The 18,133-nt window shown below is 70.1% G+C and carries 20 protein-coding genes and 1 pseudogene; 10 read left to right on the forward strand and 11 right to left on the reverse strand.

The features are described from left to right. Nucleotides 1-3: 3 nt before the first annotated feature. The 3 genes from AB0J93_RS01635 (at nt 4) to AB0J93_RS01645 (ending at nt 2,289) form a co-directional block, all read left to right on the forward strand. On the forward strand, nt 4-669 hold the full coding sequence (locus AB0J93_RS01635; protein WP_363917047.1) for a polymorphic toxin-type HINT domain-containing protein: 666 nt from the start codon (nt 4-6) through the stop codon (nt 667-669). After that, nucleotides 638-892, forward strand: a complete 255-nt coding sequence (locus tag AB0J93_RS01640) for a hypothetical protein (RefSeq protein ID WP_363917049.1) — start codon at nt 638-640, stop codon at nt 890-892. Before AB0J93_RS01635 ends, AB0J93_RS01640 begins: the two co-directional genes overlap by 32 nt. A 74-nt stretch (nt 893-966) precedes the next feature. Further along, nucleotides 967-2,289: a hypothetical protein gene (locus AB0J93_RS01645; protein WP_363917051.1), complete on the forward strand. Its 1,323-nt coding sequence runs from the start codon at nt 967-969 to the stop codon at nt 2,287-2,289. Between the two features lie 126 nt (nt 2,290-2,415). On the opposite strand, the pseudogene AB0J93_RS01650 reads toward AB0J93_RS01645, so the two are convergent. From AB0J93_RS01650 to AB0J93_RS01670, 5 genes and pseudogenes are all read right to left on the reverse strand, one after another. Continuing rightward, a pseudogene (locus tag AB0J93_RS01650) lies at nt 2,416-2,593 on the reverse strand (type II toxin-antitoxin system RelE/ParE family toxin). A 103-nt stretch (nt 2,594-2,696) separates the two neighbouring features. Then, nucleotides 2,697-2,966 (reverse strand): prevent-host-death protein, encoded by a 270-nt coding sequence (locus AB0J93_RS01655; RefSeq protein ID WP_363917729.1) that lies wholly within the window; start codon nt 2,964-2,966, stop codon nt 2,697-2,699. A gap of 79 nt (nt 2,967-3,045) precedes the next feature. After that, nucleotides 3,046-3,297: a hypothetical protein gene (locus AB0J93_RS01660; RefSeq protein WP_099847132.1), complete on the reverse strand. Its 252-nt coding sequence runs from the start codon at nt 3,295-3,297 to the stop codon at nt 3,046-3,048. Next, nucleotides 3,294-3,539: a DivIVA domain-containing protein gene (locus AB0J93_RS01665; protein WP_363917053.1), complete on the reverse strand. Its 246-nt coding sequence runs from the start codon at nt 3,537-3,539 to the stop codon at nt 3,294-3,296. The genes AB0J93_RS01660 and AB0J93_RS01665 overlap by 4 nt, the downstream gene beginning before the upstream one ends. Beyond that, complete coding sequence (locus AB0J93_RS01670) at nt 3,536-3,790, reverse strand: hypothetical protein (protein ID WP_363917055.1); 255 nt, start codon at nt 3,788-3,790, stop codon at nt 3,536-3,538. The genes AB0J93_RS01665 and AB0J93_RS01670 overlap by 4 nt, the downstream gene beginning before the upstream one ends. A gap of 204 nt (nt 3,791-3,994) precedes the next feature. On the opposite strand from AB0J93_RS01670, the gene AB0J93_RS01675 reads away from it, so the two are divergent. Together AB0J93_RS01675 and AB0J93_RS01680 are read left to right on the forward strand one after the other, a co-directional pair. Beyond that, nucleotides 3,995-4,876, forward strand: a complete 882-nt coding sequence (locus AB0J93_RS01675; protein ID WP_363917057.1) for a helix-turn-helix transcriptional regulator — start codon at nt 3,995-3,997, stop codon at nt 4,874-4,876. A 4-nt stretch (nt 4,877-4,880) separates the two neighbouring features. Beyond that, nucleotides 4,881-5,060, forward strand: coding sequence for a DUF397 domain-containing protein (locus AB0J93_RS01680; RefSeq protein ID WP_363917676.1), 180 nt, complete (start codon nt 4,881-4,883; stop codon nt 5,058-5,060). Nucleotides 5,061-5,214: 154 nt separating this feature from the next. On the opposite strand, the gene AB0J93_RS01685 is transcribed toward AB0J93_RS01680, so the two are convergent. After that, the gene (locus tag AB0J93_RS01685; RefSeq protein ID WP_363917059.1) at nt 5,215-5,532 is read right to left on the reverse strand and encodes a helix-turn-helix transcriptional regulator; all 318 of its coding nucleotides are present in this window, start codon (nt 5,530-5,532) and stop codon (nt 5,215-5,217) included. After that, nucleotides 5,532-5,891 (reverse strand): type II toxin-antitoxin system RelE/ParE family toxin, encoded by a 360-nt coding sequence (locus tag AB0J93_RS01690; protein ID WP_363917061.1) that lies wholly within the window; start codon nt 5,889-5,891, stop codon nt 5,532-5,534. The genes AB0J93_RS01685 and AB0J93_RS01690 overlap by 1 nt, the downstream gene beginning before the upstream one ends. A 146-nt stretch (nt 5,892-6,037) precedes the next feature. Here AB0J93_RS01690 and dxr point away from each other — a divergent pair, with 146 nt between their 5' ends. The 3 genes from dxr to ispG are packed head-to-tail and all read left to right on the forward strand — an operon-like array spanning nt 6,038 to nt 9,681. Continuing rightward, on the forward strand, nt 6,038-7,249 hold the full coding sequence (gene dxr, locus AB0J93_RS01695; RefSeq protein WP_363917063.1) for a 1-deoxy-D-xylulose-5-phosphate reductoisomerase: 1,212 nt from the start codon (nt 6,038-6,040) through the stop codon (nt 7,247-7,249). Next, nucleotides 7,249-8,499: a site-2 protease family protein gene (locus AB0J93_RS01700; RefSeq protein WP_363917065.1), complete on the forward strand. Its 1,251-nt coding sequence runs from the start codon at nt 7,249-7,251 to the stop codon at nt 8,497-8,499. The genes dxr and AB0J93_RS01700 overlap by 1 nt, the downstream gene beginning before the upstream one ends. 9 nt (nt 8,500-8,508) lie before the next feature. Continuing rightward, on the forward strand, nt 8,509-9,681 hold the full coding sequence (gene ispG, locus AB0J93_RS01705) for a flavodoxin-dependent (E)-4-hydroxy-3-methylbut-2-enyl-diphosphate synthase (RefSeq protein WP_363917067.1): 1,173 nt from the start codon (nt 8,509-8,511) through the stop codon (nt 9,679-9,681). A 61-nt stretch (nt 9,682-9,742) separates the two neighbouring features. Here the strand turns inward: ispG and AB0J93_RS01710 are convergent, their stop codons facing one another. Further along, nucleotides 9,743-10,327 carry a PadR family transcriptional regulator gene (locus AB0J93_RS01710; RefSeq protein WP_363917069.1) on the reverse strand — a complete coding sequence of 195 codons (585 nt, stop codon included), beginning with the start codon at nt 10,325-10,327 and terminating at the stop codon, nt 9,743-9,745. 242 nt (nt 10,328-10,569) lie between these two features. Here AB0J93_RS01710 and AB0J93_RS01715 point away from each other — a divergent pair, with 242 nt between their 5' ends. Together AB0J93_RS01715 and AB0J93_RS01720 are read left to right on the forward strand one after the other, a co-directional pair. After that, nucleotides 10,570-11,409 carry a GNAT family N-acetyltransferase gene (locus AB0J93_RS01715; RefSeq protein ID WP_363917071.1) on the forward strand — a complete coding sequence of 280 codons (840 nt, stop codon included), beginning with the start codon at nt 10,570-10,572 and terminating at the stop codon, nt 11,407-11,409. Nucleotides 11,410-11,529: 120 nt separating this feature from the next. Continuing rightward, the gene (locus tag AB0J93_RS01720) at nt 11,530-15,282 is read left to right on the forward strand and encodes an ATP-binding cassette domain-containing protein (RefSeq protein WP_363917073.1); all 3,753 of its coding nucleotides are present in this window, start codon (nt 11,530-11,532) and stop codon (nt 15,280-15,282) included. Between the two features lie 67 nt (nt 15,283-15,349). Here AB0J93_RS01720 and AB0J93_RS01725 read toward each other — a convergent pair whose 3' ends face one another. Genes AB0J93_RS01725 through AB0J93_RS01735 form a run of 3 tightly spaced genes read right to left on the reverse strand, consistent with a single transcriptional unit; the run spans nt 15,350 to nt 18,126 of the window. Beyond that, nucleotides 15,350-16,417 carry an NADH:flavin oxidoreductase/NADH oxidase gene (locus AB0J93_RS01725; protein ID WP_363917075.1) on the reverse strand — a complete coding sequence of 356 codons (1,068 nt, stop codon included), beginning with the start codon at nt 16,415-16,417 and terminating at the stop codon, nt 15,350-15,352. Between the two features lie 28 nt (nt 16,418-16,445). Continuing rightward, the gene (locus AB0J93_RS01730) at nt 16,446-17,168 is read right to left on the reverse strand and encodes a DUF998 domain-containing protein (RefSeq protein WP_363917077.1); all 723 of its coding nucleotides are present in this window, start codon (nt 17,166-17,168) and stop codon (nt 16,446-16,448) included. Continuing rightward, a complete protein-coding gene (locus AB0J93_RS01735) occupies nt 17,161-18,126 on the reverse strand; it encodes a glutathione S-transferase C-terminal domain-containing protein (RefSeq protein ID WP_363917079.1) in 966 nt (321 codons plus the stop codon). The genes AB0J93_RS01730 and AB0J93_RS01735 overlap by 8 nt, the downstream gene beginning before the upstream one ends. Between the last annotated feature and the right edge of the window lie 7 nt (nt 18,127-18,133).

The raw sequence follows: 18,133 nt of genomic DNA on the forward strand, positions 1-18,133 counted from the left end.
CTGGTGAAGGTCGTCATCGACACCGACGGCGACCAGGGCACCGAAACCGCCGAGGTCACCGCCACCGACGGCCACCCATTCTGGGTGCCCGAGCTGGGCGAGTGGATCGACGCCACCGACCTCCAGCCAGGCCAGTGGCTACAAACCAGCGCCGGCACCTACGTCCAGATCACCGCCATCGACCGCTGGAGCGTCCCCCGCGCCACCGTCCATAACCTCACCGTCGCCAACACCCACACGTACTATGTGATTGCAGGCAGCGCTCGGGTGTTGGTTCATAACTGTGACGGCGAAGTCAGCCGCGTAGCGGAGAATGCTAGCAAGTCTGCCGAGGCTGCCGACTATGAGGGCGGTTCGGGGGGTCGTGTTCCGGCGCTAGACTACGTGAATGGTGCGCTCGAAATTGCTGAGGTAAGATTCGATGATTTCGATGCTGCAGCAGGTGTGCTTATTGATCGAAAGCACGGCGTGGCCACCACGCGCAAGATGGTCGATACGGCAGTTCGGCAGTCCATGGCCCTTGAGCAGAATGGTTACACCGGTAGGTGGGAGGTTCCTAATGAGAGGGCGTTACGGAGGGCCAACAAGGTGTTCCGAGATGCTGGCGTAACGAACATTGTGGCGGCGGTGGTGAAGCATGATCTCGCAGGTTGTAAATGCACTCGTTAACCTGCTCGTCTCGATTGATGTTGCGGCCGACTCCGAGATCGATCCGGACTTTGCTGTGTCCCTTCAAGGGCGGGCCGCGACAGTATTTGACGCATTGACGAACGATGAGCGGCACGAAGTGGCGCGCTTAGTGCGGGATATGGCTAGACTGGAGCTGGATTCTGAACGAAAGAGCGCCTTAGGCGAGTTCATTGATGCCTACGGTCTTGAAGATGACGACTAGAAGGAACTGTTTCGAATCTGTGGCTACATCGTGCCGCCCCGTCTTGATGCGCCACGGCGTCCGCGGTGTGGATCGTGGTGAACGGACCCTCGGTGGTCCTGGCCGACGGCACGGACCTGTTGGCGTTGCCGGCGCTGGGCCTCGCCTGGTGGACGTGGCGTTCGGCGGTGGCCCGCCCGACCCTGGCGCGCTGGCTGCGGATGGTGTCGGTGCTGGTGGTGTTGCCGATCGCCGGGCTGGGCGTCGCGGCCACCTCCGCTCCCCAGTACGACGACGCTGTCGCCTTGTACGAGTGGCAGGGCGTCGCCGTGGTCGGCATCGGCAACGCCTATCACGACTCCCGGAAGCCCTATACGTGGTGGATCGGCGCGGATGACGGACCGAGGTTCTCGGAGCTGCCGGAGGGCGGCTACGAGCTGTTCTCGACGCAGCCGCCGCCGGTCGCGTCGGGAGAGGACTGTTCGGCGCGGGATCCGAGGCACTGTTTCCGAATCGTGCCGCGCCGTCTGGCGGTGCAGGAGAGTCGGGACGGTGGGGCGAGCTGGCGCGTCGCCTGGCAGATTGACGAGGACGCCCGGCAGCGACTGGCGACTGCGATACCTGGTTTGCGTGATGCTGATGAGTACCTGTCGTCCCGCGCGTTGCTGGTGCGGGATCAGCCAAACGGCGGGGTGGTCGTGCTGGTGGCAAACGGTCGGGACGGCTTTGCCCGCCGGGACGCTGCCGGCAGCTGGGAGCGCATCGGGTTCGGCACCCTTGTCGGTGACGGTTTACGGCACCAGCAACCCGCAACACCGATCCCGGGTGTCGCCGAGGCGACCGTCACCGTCGGCTGGCGGGTCGCCGTACCGCTGTCGGTCGCGGTGGGAAGCCTGGTGGTGCTCGCCGGCTGCGCCACGTTGCTGGCGCGGCGGCACGGCTGGTTCGTGATTCCACTTGCCGCCGTTGGTGGCGCGCTCGGTCTCTTGGCGCTCGCCCTGTACGTCCCCTACGCATTGCGTGGCGCGAACTCGGACGACGGAGTGGGATCGGTCCTCGTGGTTGCGCTGATCGTGGGGATGACGGCGGTGCCGGCGGGCATCGCCGTGCTCGTCGCCAATGTCACGGAGCCGTTGCCGGCACTGACCGGCCGGATCTGCGTCGCGGGCATTCTCGCCGGGGCGATGGTGCCACTACCGTTGCTGCTGCGTCTGCTTACCGGTTGGCCTCCGCAACGTGCGGCGGTGGTCGTCGTGCCGATCGTCGCGGTGGTCGTGATGGTTGTCGGCGTCGCGTGGGCCATCCGCTACGCCGTACGGCGGGTGCCGAGGCGAGGGTCCTCATCGGCGGGCACACCGCTGTGGACGCCTCCCGACCCACCGTGGCCGCAAACCAATGACGAGCCGCGCACCGCCTGATCGGGTACTCCACAGCTCGTCGTCCGACGACCTTTGCCTTGCCACGCCGTCAGGACGGTACCGCGTGCCGACTGCGCATCTGACGGATGAGGCTCGGGTCTTGGCTCTCGGGGTGCGTCGGGTGCCTCAGAGCAGGTCGTAGACGTCGCTCCGGTGACCGAGGTGAAACGACGAGCACGATCAGCTCCTGGTCCCGGACGGTGTAGATGATGCGGTACGCGCCGACGCGGATGCGGAAAAGGCTGGAGTGGCCGGTCAGGGCTTTGACGCCGGCTGGGCGAGGTTCGGTGGCCAGGTTGGCGATCGCGCGGTGACTCGACGGGCCTGCACGGGGCGGTCGAGCTTGCGCAGCAGCTTGGCGGCGGCTCGGTCGACCTGGACGGTGTAGGTGGGTGGAGTCGGGCTGGTCACAAGCCGAGCTCGTCGCGTAGGTCGGTAAGCGGTATCGGGGTGTCGCCGGCGTCAATGCGGGTCAGGGCCTCGCGGCGGCGGCGACATCGCTGGCGTCTTCGGCCCGCTCGATGGCCTCGGCGACCTCGGCCGGGGGTGATGGCGGCCAGGCGTTGGCCCCGACGGGGGACGTAGGTGATCCTCCCGGCGTAGTGCGCGCGGGAGACGACGTCCGCGAGGCTGTCGCGGGCGTCTGAGATCGGGAGTTCGGCTGCGGGCTCACTCATGGTGCTGATTGTGCAACTCGTACGAATCGAACGGGTCGACGTAGGTCATAAGATCACGAGCCGGATCCGGCCGTGGGCGTCAAGATCGGTCGAGAGCGCAGGGGCCAGGGTGGGCGTTGGGGTGGGGGCAGCGTCCGGGGCCGTCGAGTGGGGTGTCGCACCAGACTCGGGTACGCAGGCTTTGGTGGTCTTCTTCGCTGAGGGTGGTTTCGCCGAAGTCGATGACCGTCAAGTGGCCGAGGGAGTCGCGGAGGGCCACGGCGAGTGCGGTCGCCTCGTCGAGGCTGGTCAGGGTGGTGGGTAGGTGGATGACCCAGCGGGGCGGGCTCATCGCGGCTCGCGATCGTAGTGGCGGTGGGCGGCCTGGCGAGACTGCCATTGGCGCAGCGCCTGGCGGATGCGCTCGGCTTCGGTGTTGGCGGTGGTCAGCTCGCGGTGCAGGCGTTCCAGTTCGTCGGCGAGCCGGTTGAGGTAGGCGTACACCTGGTCCGGGTCGAGGCCGCGCCAGCGGGTGTCGAAGGTGGCGGCGCGGGCGTGCTGGGGGAGTGGGCGCTCCCCGGACAGGTAGATCATGGGCGGGCGGCTTCCTGCTCGGCAAGCATCGTGGTGATCTGCTGATCGGTGAGGCCGCGCATGGTGAGGATGCGGCGGCCCCAGCGGTGCAGGCGGCAGGGGTGGGGTGCTCGGTCGTTGCGGCAGCGCGGGCCGTCGGGCCATTGCTGTGCGGCGTGCACGCTTATCGCCCGGAGCGCGAATGTGACATCTTCGGCGCTGATGTAGGGAGGCAGCGGAATCTCGCCGAGGGCTTCGTCGATCGAATCCATGATCCTCCTCTGTGGAATGGTCTCGGGGCCGGAGCGGACGCCGGGATGAGGTTCGTGGGAGGCGTCCGCTCCGGCCGTGACCTGCCAGGGGGATTGGCTGGTCATCCACGATGGTGATTTCACTACTGGCCTGGCGCAATGTTCTGCGGAAGAATGCGAATCAAGGGATGAGGTGCCTTACGCGACAACAGCAGAGGAGATGACGTGGACGACCCGGGAAGCACCGTCCCGCGTAGGCAACTCGGTAGGTATTTGAGAGAACTTCGCGAAAACGCGCACGTAACTGTGGTCGCGGCCGCGAAGGAACTGGAATGGTCGACGCCGCGAATCTGGCGGTACGAAACCGGCCAGGTCCCCATGCACCCGAACGACGTGGAGGCCATGTGCCGGGTGTACGGCGCGACCCCCGAGACCATCCAGACCATGCGGTCGTTGGCCCGCGAAACCAAGGCGCACGGCTGGTGGCACAGCTACGGCGAGGCGATCGAGGACTGGTTCAAGCTGTACGTCGGCCTGGAGGCCGCCGCGACAAAGATTCGAAAGTACGAGGCCGACCTGGTACCCGGTCTGTTGCAGACGGTCGAGTACATGACTGAGGTCATCGCGACGAACCATCCGGATCTGTCCCAGGCGGAACAGCAGGTCAAAGTAGATGTTCGACTGCGCAGACAACGTCTGCTGGCTCGGGCGGTGCCCCGCGCGCCCTACTACGACGTGATTCTCAGCGAGGCGGTGCTACGTCGGCCACTGCGTGACCGGGCGGCGATGGCCCGGCAACTCGACGCGCTAGTGGTGGCGGGTCGACAGCACAACATCAAGATCCGGGTGCTTCCGTTGGCCGCCGGGCTGTTCCGCTCGGCCGACACGGGAACCTTCACCATGCTCGATTTCCCCACCGACGTGCGGGAACCGGAGCCGACCACGATCTACATGGACGGTCCGTGCGGCGCGGTCTACCTTGACAAGCCGCACGAGATTCAGACCTACGAGGATGTCTGGCGCTCGCTCGGCGAGCGAGCGCTCGATGGCGACGACTCCCGTGAGCTGATCACGGCGATCGCGAAGGAGATGAGCCATGAAGCGTGACGGGGTGTGGCGCACGTCGTCCCGGTCCGGCAGTGGTGAGTGCGTCGAGGTGGCGGGTTTCGCTGACGCGGTCGGCGTACGCGACAGCAAGGACCGGCAGGGCGCGGAGCTGAGCTTCGAGGCGACAAGCTGGACCCGGTTCGTCGCCGCCACCCGCACGGGCCGCTTCACCCTCCGCACCTGAACCTGGCATGACCCGCCCGGTGCCGACCGAACCCGGTCGGCACCGGGCCGTGTCTTCGCAGTCATGTCATGGGTCGGTCGAAGCTCGATCAGTAAACCGGTGCGGTGGAATTCGACCGGCGACGACGCGGACCGGGCTGAAAGGCGTCGACCTGCTAGGCGATCGCGGAGATGTTGCCGTCGTCAAAGTAGATCGCTTGGTGCAGGCGCCCTCCGAGAGCGGCCGCGTAGCGGGCCATGACGTCCTGGCCGGAGATCTTGCCTTGCTCGATCTGGGAGACGCGACCCTTGGTGACGCCCATACGCTCAGCGACCTGCTGCTGGGTGAGACCGCGGGCGCGGCGGATCTCAGCCAAGCGGTGCCCGATGACGGTGGCGAGTAGCTCCTGCTTGCCCACCTCAACGGCCTCTTCGCCGCCGGCCCGCTCGATCTGCTCGGCGCGGATGTCCTTCCATCGCGTGTAGTTGCCCATCAGAGCCGGTCCCCCTCGACGCGTTCCTTCAGGTATATCTCGTATCGGTGCTCGGCCAGCGGGATGGCTTCGGTGTACCACTCGTTCCATCGTCCGGTCTTGTCTCCCGCGACCAGGAGAATGCTTGAGCGCCATGGATCGAAGGCAAACAGGATGCGTACGGTCCCTGGCCGCAGCTCTTTGAGGTTAGCGATCGTCGAGCCGTGGATCGTGTCAACAAGTGGTCGGCCCAGCCCTGGCCCGACCTCGGCAAGTAGGTCGATGGCCTGCACGACACGTTTTCGGGTGGCGGGGTCGAGGGTCTCGATCCAGTCGCGGACCTCATCAACGAGGTAGACATCCCACTCGCGGCTAGCCACGCGGCGAGTATAGCGAATGGTAAACCCGGGTGTGGGTGTCAGCCGCGCGTGTATCTGCTCGGGCAGGCTGTGTGATGGCGTGCGTCGGGCGGGGAGGGCTGAGGCTGTCAGGTGGGCCGCAGCGGGCGTGGGGAAGAATGGGCGGCGTGACGTCCCCCCGTGATCTTGTGCTGCTGGGTTGTACCGGGTCGATAGGTACCCAGGCCATCGACATCGTGCGGCGCAACCCGGAGCGGTTCCGGGTGGTGGGGTTGGGCGCTGGTGGCGGCAACATCGGGCTGCTCGCCGCCCAGGCCCTCGAACTCGGCGTCGACGTGGTTGGGGTGGCGAAGGCGTCCGCCGCGCAGGACCTCCAGCTGGCGTTCTACGCCGAGGCGAGCCGGCGGGGCTGGGCGAGCGGGGAGTTCAAGCTGCCCAAGATCGTGGCCGGGCCGGAGGCGATGACCGAGCTGGCGCAGTGGCCGTGTGACGTCGTACTCAACGGGGTGGTGGGGTCGCTCGGGCTGGCGCCGACGCTGGCGGCGCTGCGCGCCGGGCGTACGCTCGCGCTTGCCAACAAGGAGTCGCTGGTGGCCGGCGGCTCGCTGGTCAAGGGCGCGGTGACGCGGCCGGAGCAGATCGTCCCGGTGGATTCGGAGCACTCGGCGTTGGCCCAGTGCCTGCGCGGCGGCACCCGGGGTGAGGTACGCCGGCTGGTGGTGACCGCCAGTGGTGGGCCGTTCCGGGGTAGGCGGCGCGACGAGTTGACGGCGGTCACGCCGGAGCAGGCGCTCGCCCACCCGACCTGGAACATGGGACCGGTCGTCACGATCAACTCGGCGACCATGGTCAACAAGGCGCTTGAGGTGATCGAGGCGCACGAGCTGTTCGACGTGCCGTACGCCGACATCACCGTGATGGTGCATCCCCAGTCGGTGATCCACTCGATGGTCGAGTTCGTCGACGGATCGACGTTGGCGCAGGCCAGCCCGCCGGACATGCGGCTGCCGATCGCCCTGGGCCTCGGCTGGCCGGATCGGGTGCCCGAGGCTGCCGCCGCCGTCGACTGGGCCACGGCGCACACCTGGGAGTTTGCGCCGCTTGACGACGAGGCGTTCCCGGCGGTGGCGCTGGCCAAGGCGGCCGGGGAGGCGGGCCGTTGCCGACCGGCGATCTACAACGCGGCGAACGAGGAGTGCGTGGCGGCGTTCGTCGCCGGGCGGCTGCCGTTCCTCGGCATCGTCGACACGTTGCAGCGCGTGTTGGAGGAGGCTCCCGATTTCGGTGAACCGGGTACCGTCGAGGACGTACTCGAAGCCGAGTCGTGGGCGCGCGCACACGCGCAGGAGATCATCGCTGCTGCGGTGGAAGGAGCTTGATGTCGTTCGCGTTCGGGGTGGTGCTGTTCGCCCTCGGCATTCTCATCTCGGTGAGCCTGCACGAGGCCGGGCACATGCTCACCGCCAAGGCCTTCGGCATGAAGGTCACCCGCTACTTCGTCGGCTTCGGCCCCACCCTCTGGTCGTTCAAGCGCGGCGAGACCGAGTACGGGATCAAGGGCATCCCGCTCGGCGGCTTCTGCAAGATCGTCGGCATGACGCCGCAGGACGACGACGTCGAGCCCGGTGACGAGAAGCGCGCCATGTGGCGCTACCCGGTGTGGAAGCGCACCATCGTGATGTCCGCCGGGTCGGTCACCCACTTCGGGTTGGCGATCTTCGCCGCCTGGCTGGCCGCGATGACCTTCGGCCTGCCCAACCCCGACCGTCCGACCACCGAGGAGCAGATCCGCGCCGAGCCCGCGGTGATCGCCCTCCAGGACTGCGTCCTGCCGGACACCACCTACCGCGAGTGCACCGCGAGCGACGCGGCCAGCCCGGCCGCCGCGGCCGGGCTGCGGGACGGCGACCGAATCACCTCGTTCAACGGCACCCCGATCAACAACTACGGTGACCTGCTCACCGCCCTGCGGACCGCCAGCCCGGGTGCCACCGCCGCCATCGGCTACGAGCGTGACGGCCAGGCCGGCAACGTCGAGACCGTGCTGGGCACCACCAAGCGTCCCCCGATCGACAACCCCGACGGGCCGGTCACCGACGTGCCCGCGCTCGGCATCGGGCTGATCATCAGCACCCCCGGCCTGGTCAGCTACGGCCCGGTGGAGGCGGTCGGCGCGACAAGCACCTTCATCGGCGACATGGCGGTGGCCACCGCGCAGGCGTTGCAGCGGCTGCCGGAGAAGATCCCCGCGCTGTGGACCGCCATCACCGGCGGCGAGCGGGACATCGACACCCCGATCAGCGTGGTCGGCGCCAGCGTCCTCGGTGGCGAGGCGGTCGCCAACAACGCCTGGGAAATCTTCGTCATGCTGTTCATCTCGCTGAACTTCTTCATCGGGGTGTTCAACCTGCTGCCGCTGCTGCCGCTGGACGGCGGCCACATCGCCATCGCCTGGTTCGAACGAGCCCGTTCCTGGCTGTACGCGCGGCTGCGCCGGCCCGACCCGGGCCGGGTGGACTACTTCAAGCTGATGCCCTTCACGTACGTGGTGATCCTGATCGGTGGGGTGTTCACCCTGCTCACCATCACCGCGGACGTGGTCAACCCGATCACCCTCTTCCCAAAGTGAGTGCCTGAAGTGACCGCTGTCAGTCTCGGTATGCCGCCCGTACCGCCGCCGCCGCTCGCGCCCCGCCGGGCCAGCCGCCAGATCATGGTCGGGTCCGTGCCGGTCGGTGGCGGGGCGCCGGTGTCGGTCCAGTCGATGACCACCACGTTGACCGCTGACGTCAACGCCACGTTGCAGCAGATCGCGGAGCTGACGGCGTCCGGGTGTCAGATCGTCCGGGTCGCGGTGCCCAGCCAGGACGACGTGGAGGCGCTGCCGGCCATCGCGCGCAAGTCGCAGATTCCGGTGATCGCGGACATCCATTTCCAGCCGAAGTACGTCTTCGCCGCGATCGACGCCGGGTGCGCGGCGGTCCGGGTCAACCCGGGCAACATCCGGCAGTTCGACGACAAGGTCAAGGAGATCGCGGCAGCGGCCTCCGCCGCCGGTACGCCGATCCGGATCGGGGTCAACGCCGGCTCGCTGGACAAGCGGCTGCTGGCCAAGTACGGCAGGGCCACGGCGGAGGCGCTTGTCGAGTCGGCGCTGTGGGAGTGCTCGCTGTTCGAGGAGCACGGCTTCCGGGACATCAAGATCTCGGTGAAGCACAACGACCCGGTGGTGATGATCCGGGCGTACCGGCAGCTCGCCGAGCAGTGCGACTACCCGCTGCACCTGGGCGTGACCGAGGCCGGGCCGGCGTTCCAGGGCACCATCAAGTCGGCTGTCGCCTTCGGGGCGCTGCTGGCCGAGGGGATCGGCGACACCATCCGGGTGTCGCTGTCCGCGCCGCCGGTCGAGGAGATCAAGGTCGGCAACCAGATCCTGGAGTCACTCGGGCTGCGTGAGCGCGGCCTGGAGATCGTCTCCTGCCCGTCCTGTGGGCGGGCCCAGGTGGACGTCTACAAGCTGGCCGAGGAGGTCACCGCCGGCCTGGAAGGGCTGCCGGTGCCGCTGCGGGTCGCCGTGATGGGCTGCGTGGTAAACGGTCCCGGTGAGGCCCGCGAGGCCGACCTGGGGGTGGCCTCCGGCAACGGCAAGGGCCAGATCTTCGTCAAGGGTCAGGTCATCAAGACCGTGCCCGAGGGGCAGATCGTGGAGACCCTCATCGAGGAGGCGCTGCGGCTGGCCGACGAGATGGGCGCCGAGCTGCCCGAGGAACTGCGCGACCTGGTTCCCGGCGCCACCGTCACCGTGCACTGACGACGCGACCAGCACGAGGGCGGCCACCCCACCGGGTGGCCGCCCTCGGCGCGTACCGGGGTCACTCGGATTCGGCGAGGATCGCGTACAACTTGCGACGCGTCTCGTCGAGCACCTGGGCGGCGCGTTCCCGCTGATCGTCGGTGCCCGTCATCATCACCTGGCGGAGCGCCTGCATCGCCTGCATGCCGGCGTTACGAATGTCGTGCCAGCTGTTGATGGTGTCCTCGGCGACCTCCGCCCAGGGCGGTGTCTGGGCCGCCTCGTCGGCCTCGGCCCGGCCCTGCTCGGTCAGGGTGAACCGCTTGCGGCCACCGCCGGACTCCTCGGTGGCGACGACGACGCCCTCGTCCTCCAGCAACTGGAGGGTCGGGTAGATCGAACCGGGGCTGGGCCGCCAGCTCCCGCCGGTGCGGGAGTCGATCTCCTGGATCATCTCGTAGCCGTGCATCGGCCGCTCGGTGAGCAGGGCCAGCACCGCGTTGCGGACGTTCGGCCGGCGTCCCCGGCCCCGTCCACGACCGCCTCGGCCGTGCCCGAACCCGTGCCCGCCGGGCGGAAACGGCGGCCCCGGCGGGAAGGGCGGGAAACCGAACCCCCGCATCCGCCCCTCGTGCAGCCCACGCCCACGTCGATGAAACTTCATCCTGTTCTCCTTACCGGAACTATCACTGATGCATCAACGATATATCGCCAACACAACGCCGACAACTCACCAACCAACCCACCCCGCCCCGCGCCCACGCCACGTCGCCTTGTTGACCAAGAAGTCTGGGTCGGAATCAGCGGGTGCAGCCGGCGAAAACTTCTTGATCAACGAGGGCAGGGGGTTGGGCGGTGGTTACCGTCCGCCAACAGAAGGTGAACGAATCTGGCAGGCTGGTAACCGTGCTGACGGCGCCGGTGCGGCAAATCGGGGAATCGGAACGGCGTGCGGTCGAGCGGTTGCTCGATCTCGACCCGTTCGCCAGCGCGCAGGTCGCGGAGCGGGTCGCCGCGCGCGGGCTGGCCTGGTGGCGGGCCGAAGGCCGGGTCCTGGGGTACGGCTCCCGCCGCCACCTCGAATCCGTCTGTTGGCTCGGCGGCAACCTCACCCCGGTGCTGGCCGGCCCCCAGGCCATCGCCGCCTTCGCCGACCTGCTGGCCGGCGAGGAACGACTCTGCTCCTCGATCGTCGGGCGAGCCGACGCCGTGCTGCAACTGTGGGAGCGACTCTCCGACACCTGGGGACCGGCCCGCGACGTACGCCCGAACCAACCGTTGCTGGTCACCGACGCGCTGCCCCCGGTCCCCGTCGACCCGCAGGTACGCCGGGTGCGCAGCGGTGAACTCGACCGGCTCTTCCCGGCCGCCGTGGCGATGTACACCGAGGAGGTCGGCATCTCACCGCTGGCCGACGACGGCGGGCGCGGGTACCGACGCCGGGTCACCGACATGATCCGCTCGGGTCGGGCGTACGCCCGCTTCGTCGACGGCCGGGTGGTGTTCAAGGCCGAACTGGCGGTCGTGACCCGGCGCACCGCGCAGGTCCAGGGAGTGTGGGTGGCACCCGAGTGGCGGGGGCGGGGCATCGCCACCGCCGCGATGGCGGCGGTGGTCCGTGACGCGCTGACCCGGGTCGCCCCGACCGTCAGTTTGTACGTCAACGACTTCAACCTGCCCGCCCGGCGGGTCTACGAGCGTTGCGGCTTCCGACCCGTCGGTGCGCTGGCGACCGTGTTGTTCTGAGTCGGCCGCCGTCGGCTGGAGATTTTCGTCACCCACGCTGCCGCAGGCGAAAATACGTTGAGCCAGGCGGCCGGGCGAAGCAGGCTGGAAACTCCGCCACCAGACCGGAGGAACCGACGCATGCGCCTGCTTCGTGATCTGTGGGTCACGTCCTCGCGTCGGATGACCCTGGTGGTCGTCCTGATCCTGCTCGGCGGCATCGGCCAGGCGGCCACCGCCGCGCTCGCCGGGCCGGTGCTGTTGCACCGCTCCGTCGGGTTCTTCGTGCTGCTGTCGGTGGCGCTTGTCGCGTCGGTCGTCAGCGACCTGGTGGTCAGTCTGGTGATGGCCGGCGTGACCGCCGACTGGTCCGCCGACCTGCGTCGCCGACTGTGCCGGGTGGCGCTGGGGCAGCCCGTGCCAACCCTGGAGACGACCCCGGTGGGGGAGATGCTCGACCGGATCGACGGCGACGTGTACGACGTCGCCTCCGGGGTGCGCGGTCCCGGCGTACGGCTGGCCCAGGCGTTGGCCGTCGGCCTGCTGTCCACGCTCGCCGCGTTCACCGTCTGGTGGCCGGCCGGGGTCGGCATGCTGCTGCTCTGCGTCCTGCTCGCCTTCACGCTGCGCCGTCCCGCCGCCCGGATCGCCCCGGCCCGGATGCACGAGGAGGCGGCCTGGTCGGACCTCGCGGCGGTGATGGAGGAGGCGATCCACGGCCAGGACGACGTACGCACGAGTCTGGCCCGGCCGTACGTGCTCCGCCTCTACGCCCGCCGGGCAGCCGAGGTGCTGCGCCGTGGTCTCCGGGTGTGGCAGATGTCGGCGCAGGTCAACACCGTCGCCGCCGGGGTGACCCGGGCCGGGGTGGCGGTGGTCGTGCTCGGCGGGGTGTGGGCGCTGACCACCGGCCGGGTCGACGCCGCCCGGATGACCGCGATCTGGCTGCTCGCGCTCTCCTTCGGCATGACCGTCGAACACGTCAGCCGGATGGTGCCGGAGGTGCAGTACGCCCTCGGCGCGTGGGGACGGGTCCAACTGCTCTCGGCGGCTCCGCAGGAGCCCAGCGGCGGTGCCGCCCCCAGCGACGGTGACCTGGTCATCCGCGACCTGACCTACCGTTATCCGAGCACCGGGCCGGACGCCGATCGCGGCCCCGCACTGCGCGACATCGACCTGACCTTCCTGCGGGGCCGCTCGTACGCCCTGGTCGGCCGGACCGGGTCGGGTAAGTCGACGCTGGCCAAGCTGCTCACCCGGGCGGTGGACGTGCCACCGGGGACGGTCCTGCTCGGCGGGCGCGACGTGCTCGACCTCGACGTGGAGCAGCTACGCCAGTGGGTCGCCGTGGTGCCGCAGCGTACCGAGATCCTCGCCGGCACACTCGCCGAGAACGTGGCGCTGTTCGACCCCGAGCTGCTCGACGCCGCCGCCCGGGCCCTGGACGAGCTGGGGCTGGCCAACTGGATCGCCGAGCTGCCGGCCGGCCTGGACACCCGCCTCGGCGAGGGCGGCCACGTGCTCTCGGCCGGTCAGGAGCAGCTGGTCGCCTTCGCCCGGATCCTGGTCCGTGATCCGCACGTGGTGATCCTCGACGAGGCCACCGCCCGACTCGACCCGGTCACCGAGACCCGGGTGCAGCAGGCCACCGAGCGCCTGCTGCGCGACCGGATCGGCATCGTCATCGCCCACCGGCTGTCGTCGGTGAGCCGCTGCGACGAGGTGGTGGTGCTGGCCGACGGCGCGGTCGTCGAGGCCGCCCCGCTGGCCGAGTCGCGGCGCTTCGCCGAGCTGTTGGCGGCCGGTCATCAGGGCGGGCACGGTGCCGACGCGGAAACTGAGCTGCTGCCGGAGCCGGCGACGGACCGCATCTGGGCGGAGCCGGCGCTTGTCGGTGCCAACCCGGCGGCGGCCACGCCGGCCGGCACGTTGAGCCCGACGACCGCGATCAGCACGCCCGTGCCGACCCGCCCGGCAGCCGCGCGCGGCGCGGACGTGCTGCTGCCCGACGAGACCGGCGACGGCACGGGCTCGCAACCACCGGCCGATGCTGAGCTGCCCGCTCGGCACGCCGTCGAGGCAGCTCTGCCGGTGGGCGATCCCGCGCCGGCCGTCGGGCCGGAACCGGTCGATCCGGCGGAGGGCCGACAGGTCGGCGGGCGTGAAGCCGGCACCGGTACCGCAGGCGCGGCGACGGAGAACGACCGGCAGCCGGCGTCCCGGGGACGAACCCTGCGGGAGATCGCTCGGCTCTGCCTCAACGACCCCCGGTACGGCGCGGCGGCGGTGGGCATCTTCGCCGTGCTGGCGATCCTCGGCCTGGACGGGCCGGTGCTCGCCTGGCTCTGGGCCGACGTGGTCGACGGCACCGGCGACCCCTGGCTACCCGCCCTGGGTATCGCGGCCGGGTTGATCCTCGCCATCCCGGCGCACTACTGGACCCACCTGTGGTTTCCCGCCTGGTGGGTACGGCAGATGCTACGGATCAGCGCCCGCCTGGTGTACGGCCAGACCGGCCCGCGCCGGGTCAGCCGGCACACCCCCGCCGAGGTGGTGGCGCAGGGCGGCGACACCGAACGGGTGGTCCAACTCGCCGACAACGTACTCGACCAGACCGTCGGTCTGATCCTGCTGGTCGCCATGACCCTGATCACCGACAGCGTGGTGCCGGGACTGTTCTTCCTCGGCACGATGGTGCTCTCCGGGCTGGCCGCCACGGCGTTCGGACCGAGGCTGGAGCGGGCGGCACGGGACACCGTCGCCGCCCGGGCAGCCTTCGCCACCGCCCTGGTCTCCACACTGTCGGCGGCCCGCACGGTGAAGCTGGCCGGGGCCACCCGACCGGTGCTGACCCACCTCGCCAACCTCGACACCGTACGCAGCGAACGGCAGCGCCGGGAGATCGCCGTGCAGGTCTGGGCGCGCTCCACGCCGGCGGTGGCCAGCGGGCTGTTCCCGATCGGCGTGTGGGCGTTGTTCCTGGCCGGCGGGCTTTCCGCCGGGGCGGCGCTGGTCGCGGTAGCCACGCTGGGCGCGGCCCGCTGGTTCGCCTGGACCACCGCCTCGTTGATCTCCCAGGTGCCGTCGGCGCGGGTGTGGACCCGGCGGACGGCGGAGATGACCGGGATCGAGGCGTACTCGGCGAGGGTGCCCGGCGTCGACCTGACCGCCGGCACCGCCCCCGCCCCGACGGTGCCAGCGCGTACGCCGCTGCGGCGGCTGGAACTGGTCGGCTTCGGCGTCCGACACACCGACGGCACCACCGCCGTACGCGACGTGGACCTGACCGTGGAACGCGGCCAACTGGTCCTCGTGGTCGGACCGGTCGGCTCGGGCAAGTCGTCGCTGCTGCGCGCCCTCGCCGGCATCGCCCCGCACACCGGGCTGCTGACCTGGAACGGCGAACCGGTGACCGAACCGGAGCTGTTCCTGCGCCCCAATCAGGTCGGCTACGTCGGTCAATTGCCCCGGGTGCTCTCCGGCACGGTCGCCGACAACATCACCCTCGGGCATCAGGTGGACGCCGCCCACGCGGTCAGCACCGCCCAGCTCGAACACGACCTGGCCGGTACCGGCAGCGGGCTCGGCCTGCTCATCGGGCACAAGGGCACCCGGTTGTCCGGTGGTCAGCTGCAACGGCTGGCGCTGGCCCGGGCCCTGGCTCCGCGTACCGAGCTGCTGGTGGCCGACGACGTCTCCTCCGCGCTGGACGTCACCACCGAACTGGCGCTGTGGCAGGCGTTGCGGAAGCGCGGCGTCACCGTGGTCGGCTCCACCTCGAAGCGGGCCGCGCTGGTGCGGGCCGACCACGTGGTGGTGCTCATCGCCGGTACGGTGGCCGCCCAGGGCCCGTGGCGTGACCTGGACCGGCGCTGGGGTCACCTGGCCGGCTGAAAAGCGTGTCTGAGATCCGTAGGGGTCCGGCTGCCCTCGGCCGTCACCGGGCAGCCGGACCCGCCGGTCAGGCCGCCCGCAGGTACGGGTCCGGCCAGTTGGGCGCGGCGCCCAGCTTGGCGGCCGCCTGGTGCGGCCAGTACGGATTGCGCAGCAGTTCCCGGCCGAGCAGCACCATGTCGGCCTCGCCGTCGGCGATGATCGCCTCGGCCTGCTCCGGTTCGACGATCAGGCCGACCGCGCCGGTCGGCACCTGCGCCTCGCGGCGGACCTGAGCGGCCAGCGGCACCTGGTAACCGCGCCCGACCGGAACTTTGGCGGATGGCGACGCGCCGCCGGAGGAGCAGTCGATCAGGTCCACCCCGGCGGCGGCGAGTTCGGCGGCGAGGGCCACGCTGTCCTCGACCGTCCAGCCGCCCGGCACCCAGTCGGTGGCCGAGATCCGGGCCAGTACCGGCACGTCCTCACCGACCGCGGCGCGCACCGACCGAGCCACCTCCAGCGTCAGCCGCATCCGCCCGGCCCGGTCACCGCCCCAGCCGTCGGCCCGATGGTTGGTCAGCGGGGAGAGGAACTCGTGCAGCAGGTAGCCGTGTGCAGCGTGGATCTCCACGGCGGCGAAGCCGGCCGCCACCGCCCGCGTGGCGGACTCGGCGAATGCCGCGACGACATCGGCGATCCCGGTGTCGTCCAGGGCCGACGGCACCCGGTACTCCGGCACGAACGGTTCACCGGTGGGCCCGACCGGCGTCCAGCCGCCCTCGGCGTCCGGCACCCCACCCTGGCGCGGCTCCCACGGCCGGTACGTCGACGCTTTGAACCCGGCATGCGCGAGCTGCACCACGGGCACCGCGCCGTGCGCGGCCACGAGCCTGGTCACCGGCCGCCAGGCGTCGACGTGGCGGCCGGACCACAACCCGGTGTCCTGCGGACTGATCCGGCCCTCCGGCAGCACGGCGGTCGCCTCGGTCATCACCAGGCCCGCGCCACCGATCGCCCGGGTGCCGAGATGCACCAGGTGCCAGTCGGTGGGCAGGCCGTCGGGACCGGCGCTGTACTGGCACATCGGTGCCAGCGCGATCCGGTTGGGCAGGGTGACCGTCCGCAGCGTCAGCGGCGTGAACAACGAACTCATTGCGCCATCCTCTCCCGGGTGCGCGACCTCAGCGCCGACGGCGAACTGTGGGTTCGCGCACGGTAGGTGTCCGGTGGTCCTGCACCGCCACCGCCGTGGGGTCACGTACCGCCAACGCTCCGGCGGTGGCCAGGGCCCAGCCGACGGCAACCGTCAGCAGCAGCCGCTCCAGCACCCCGACCAGCGGACTCCGGCCGACCAGCAGCATCGCCAAACCGACCGCTCCCGCGAGTGGCAGCGACACCGCCGCCGCGACGACGCCCGTGCGCCGCAGCCGGCGTCGCGCCACCGGCGAGAAGGCGACCGCCAGCATCGCGAAGACCACCGCCGCTGTCGCGGCGACACTGGCCGCACCGTGCACCAGATCCGCCACGGTGGCCCGTTCGAACGGCGGCAGTGGGCAGCCCGCGCTGCACGTCACCGCTCCGGACAGGATCGTGCACAGACTCGCCGCCACGAGTAGCGTCACGGCGACCCGAAGTGCCGTGTCGCCGCAGTGCGGCGCACCGACCCGGAGCGCGACGGCGAGCAGCAGCAGCGCCCCGGCCAGGGCGAACACCCCGATTCGGTACGTCCAGGCATAGTCGCTGTCGACGACACCGGCTTCACTCACGTACCCGGTCAGGCCCGGTCCTGGGCCGGCGACCACGGCGAGTGTCACCGCAGCCGCGCCAGCCAGGGCGCAGAGCGCGGCGACCAGCGCGGCGCCCCGCCGCACCGACCGTCGGACCGCTGCCGGCGGCTCAGCCACGTCCGTGCGGCGTCGTCCAGCCGTGCAGGTCCGGCCCGAGTGGGACGATCCCGGTCGGGTTGATCTCGTCATGGGTGGCGTAGTAGTGCCGCTTGATGTGGTCGAAGTCGACGGTCTCCCCGAAACCGGGGGTCTGGAACAGGTCCCGGGCGTACGCCCACAACACCGGCATCTCGGTGATTTTCTGCCGGTTGCACTTGAAGTGTCCGTGGTATGCCACGTCGAAGCGGACCAGGGTGGTGAACAGGCGCACGTCCGCCTCGGTGATCGAGTCACCCATCAGGTAACGCCGGCCGGCCAACCGCTCCGACAGCGCGTCCAGCCGGGTGAACAGGGCCTCGAACGCCTCGTCGTACGCCTGCTGTGAAGTGGCGAAACCACATCGGTAGACGCCGTTGTTGACGTCCCGGTGGATCTCGGCCATCAGCGCGTCCAGCTCCGGGCGCAGCTCGACCGGGTAGAGGTCCGGCGCGTCCGGGGCGTGCAGCCGCCGCCACTCGGTGGACAGGTCCAGGGTCAGTTGCGGGTAGTCGTTGGTGACCACCCGGCCGGTACGGGTGTCCACCAACGCCGGCACGGTGACCCGGCCGGTGTAGTCCGGATCGGTGGCCAGGTACGCCTCGGAGAGGAAGCCGATGCCCAGCACCGGGTCGAAGCCGTCCTGGTCGAGGGCGAATCGCCAGCCGCGATCGTCCCGGATCGGGTCGACGGTGCCCAGCGAGATGGCGTCGGTGAGCCCGAGCAGGTTACGCACGATCAGCGCCCGGTGCGCCCAGGGGCAGGCCCGGCACCAGATCAGTCGGTAGCGGCCCGGCTCCAGCGGCCAGCGGCCCTGCTCGTCCGGCCCGCCGCCCGGCGGTGCGGTCGAGTGCGGGGTCACCCGCCCGGTGAAGCGGTTGGGTTGGCGGACGAACGCACCGCCGCCGCTGGTTTCCGCGCTGAACTGGGCCCGTGCCATGCCCACA

It is taken from the genome of Micromonospora sp. NPDC049374, from assembly GCF_040677165.1.
In the GTDB taxonomy this organism is placed as follows: Bacteria; Actinomycetota; Actinomycetes; order Mycobacteriales; family Micromonosporaceae; genus Micromonospora.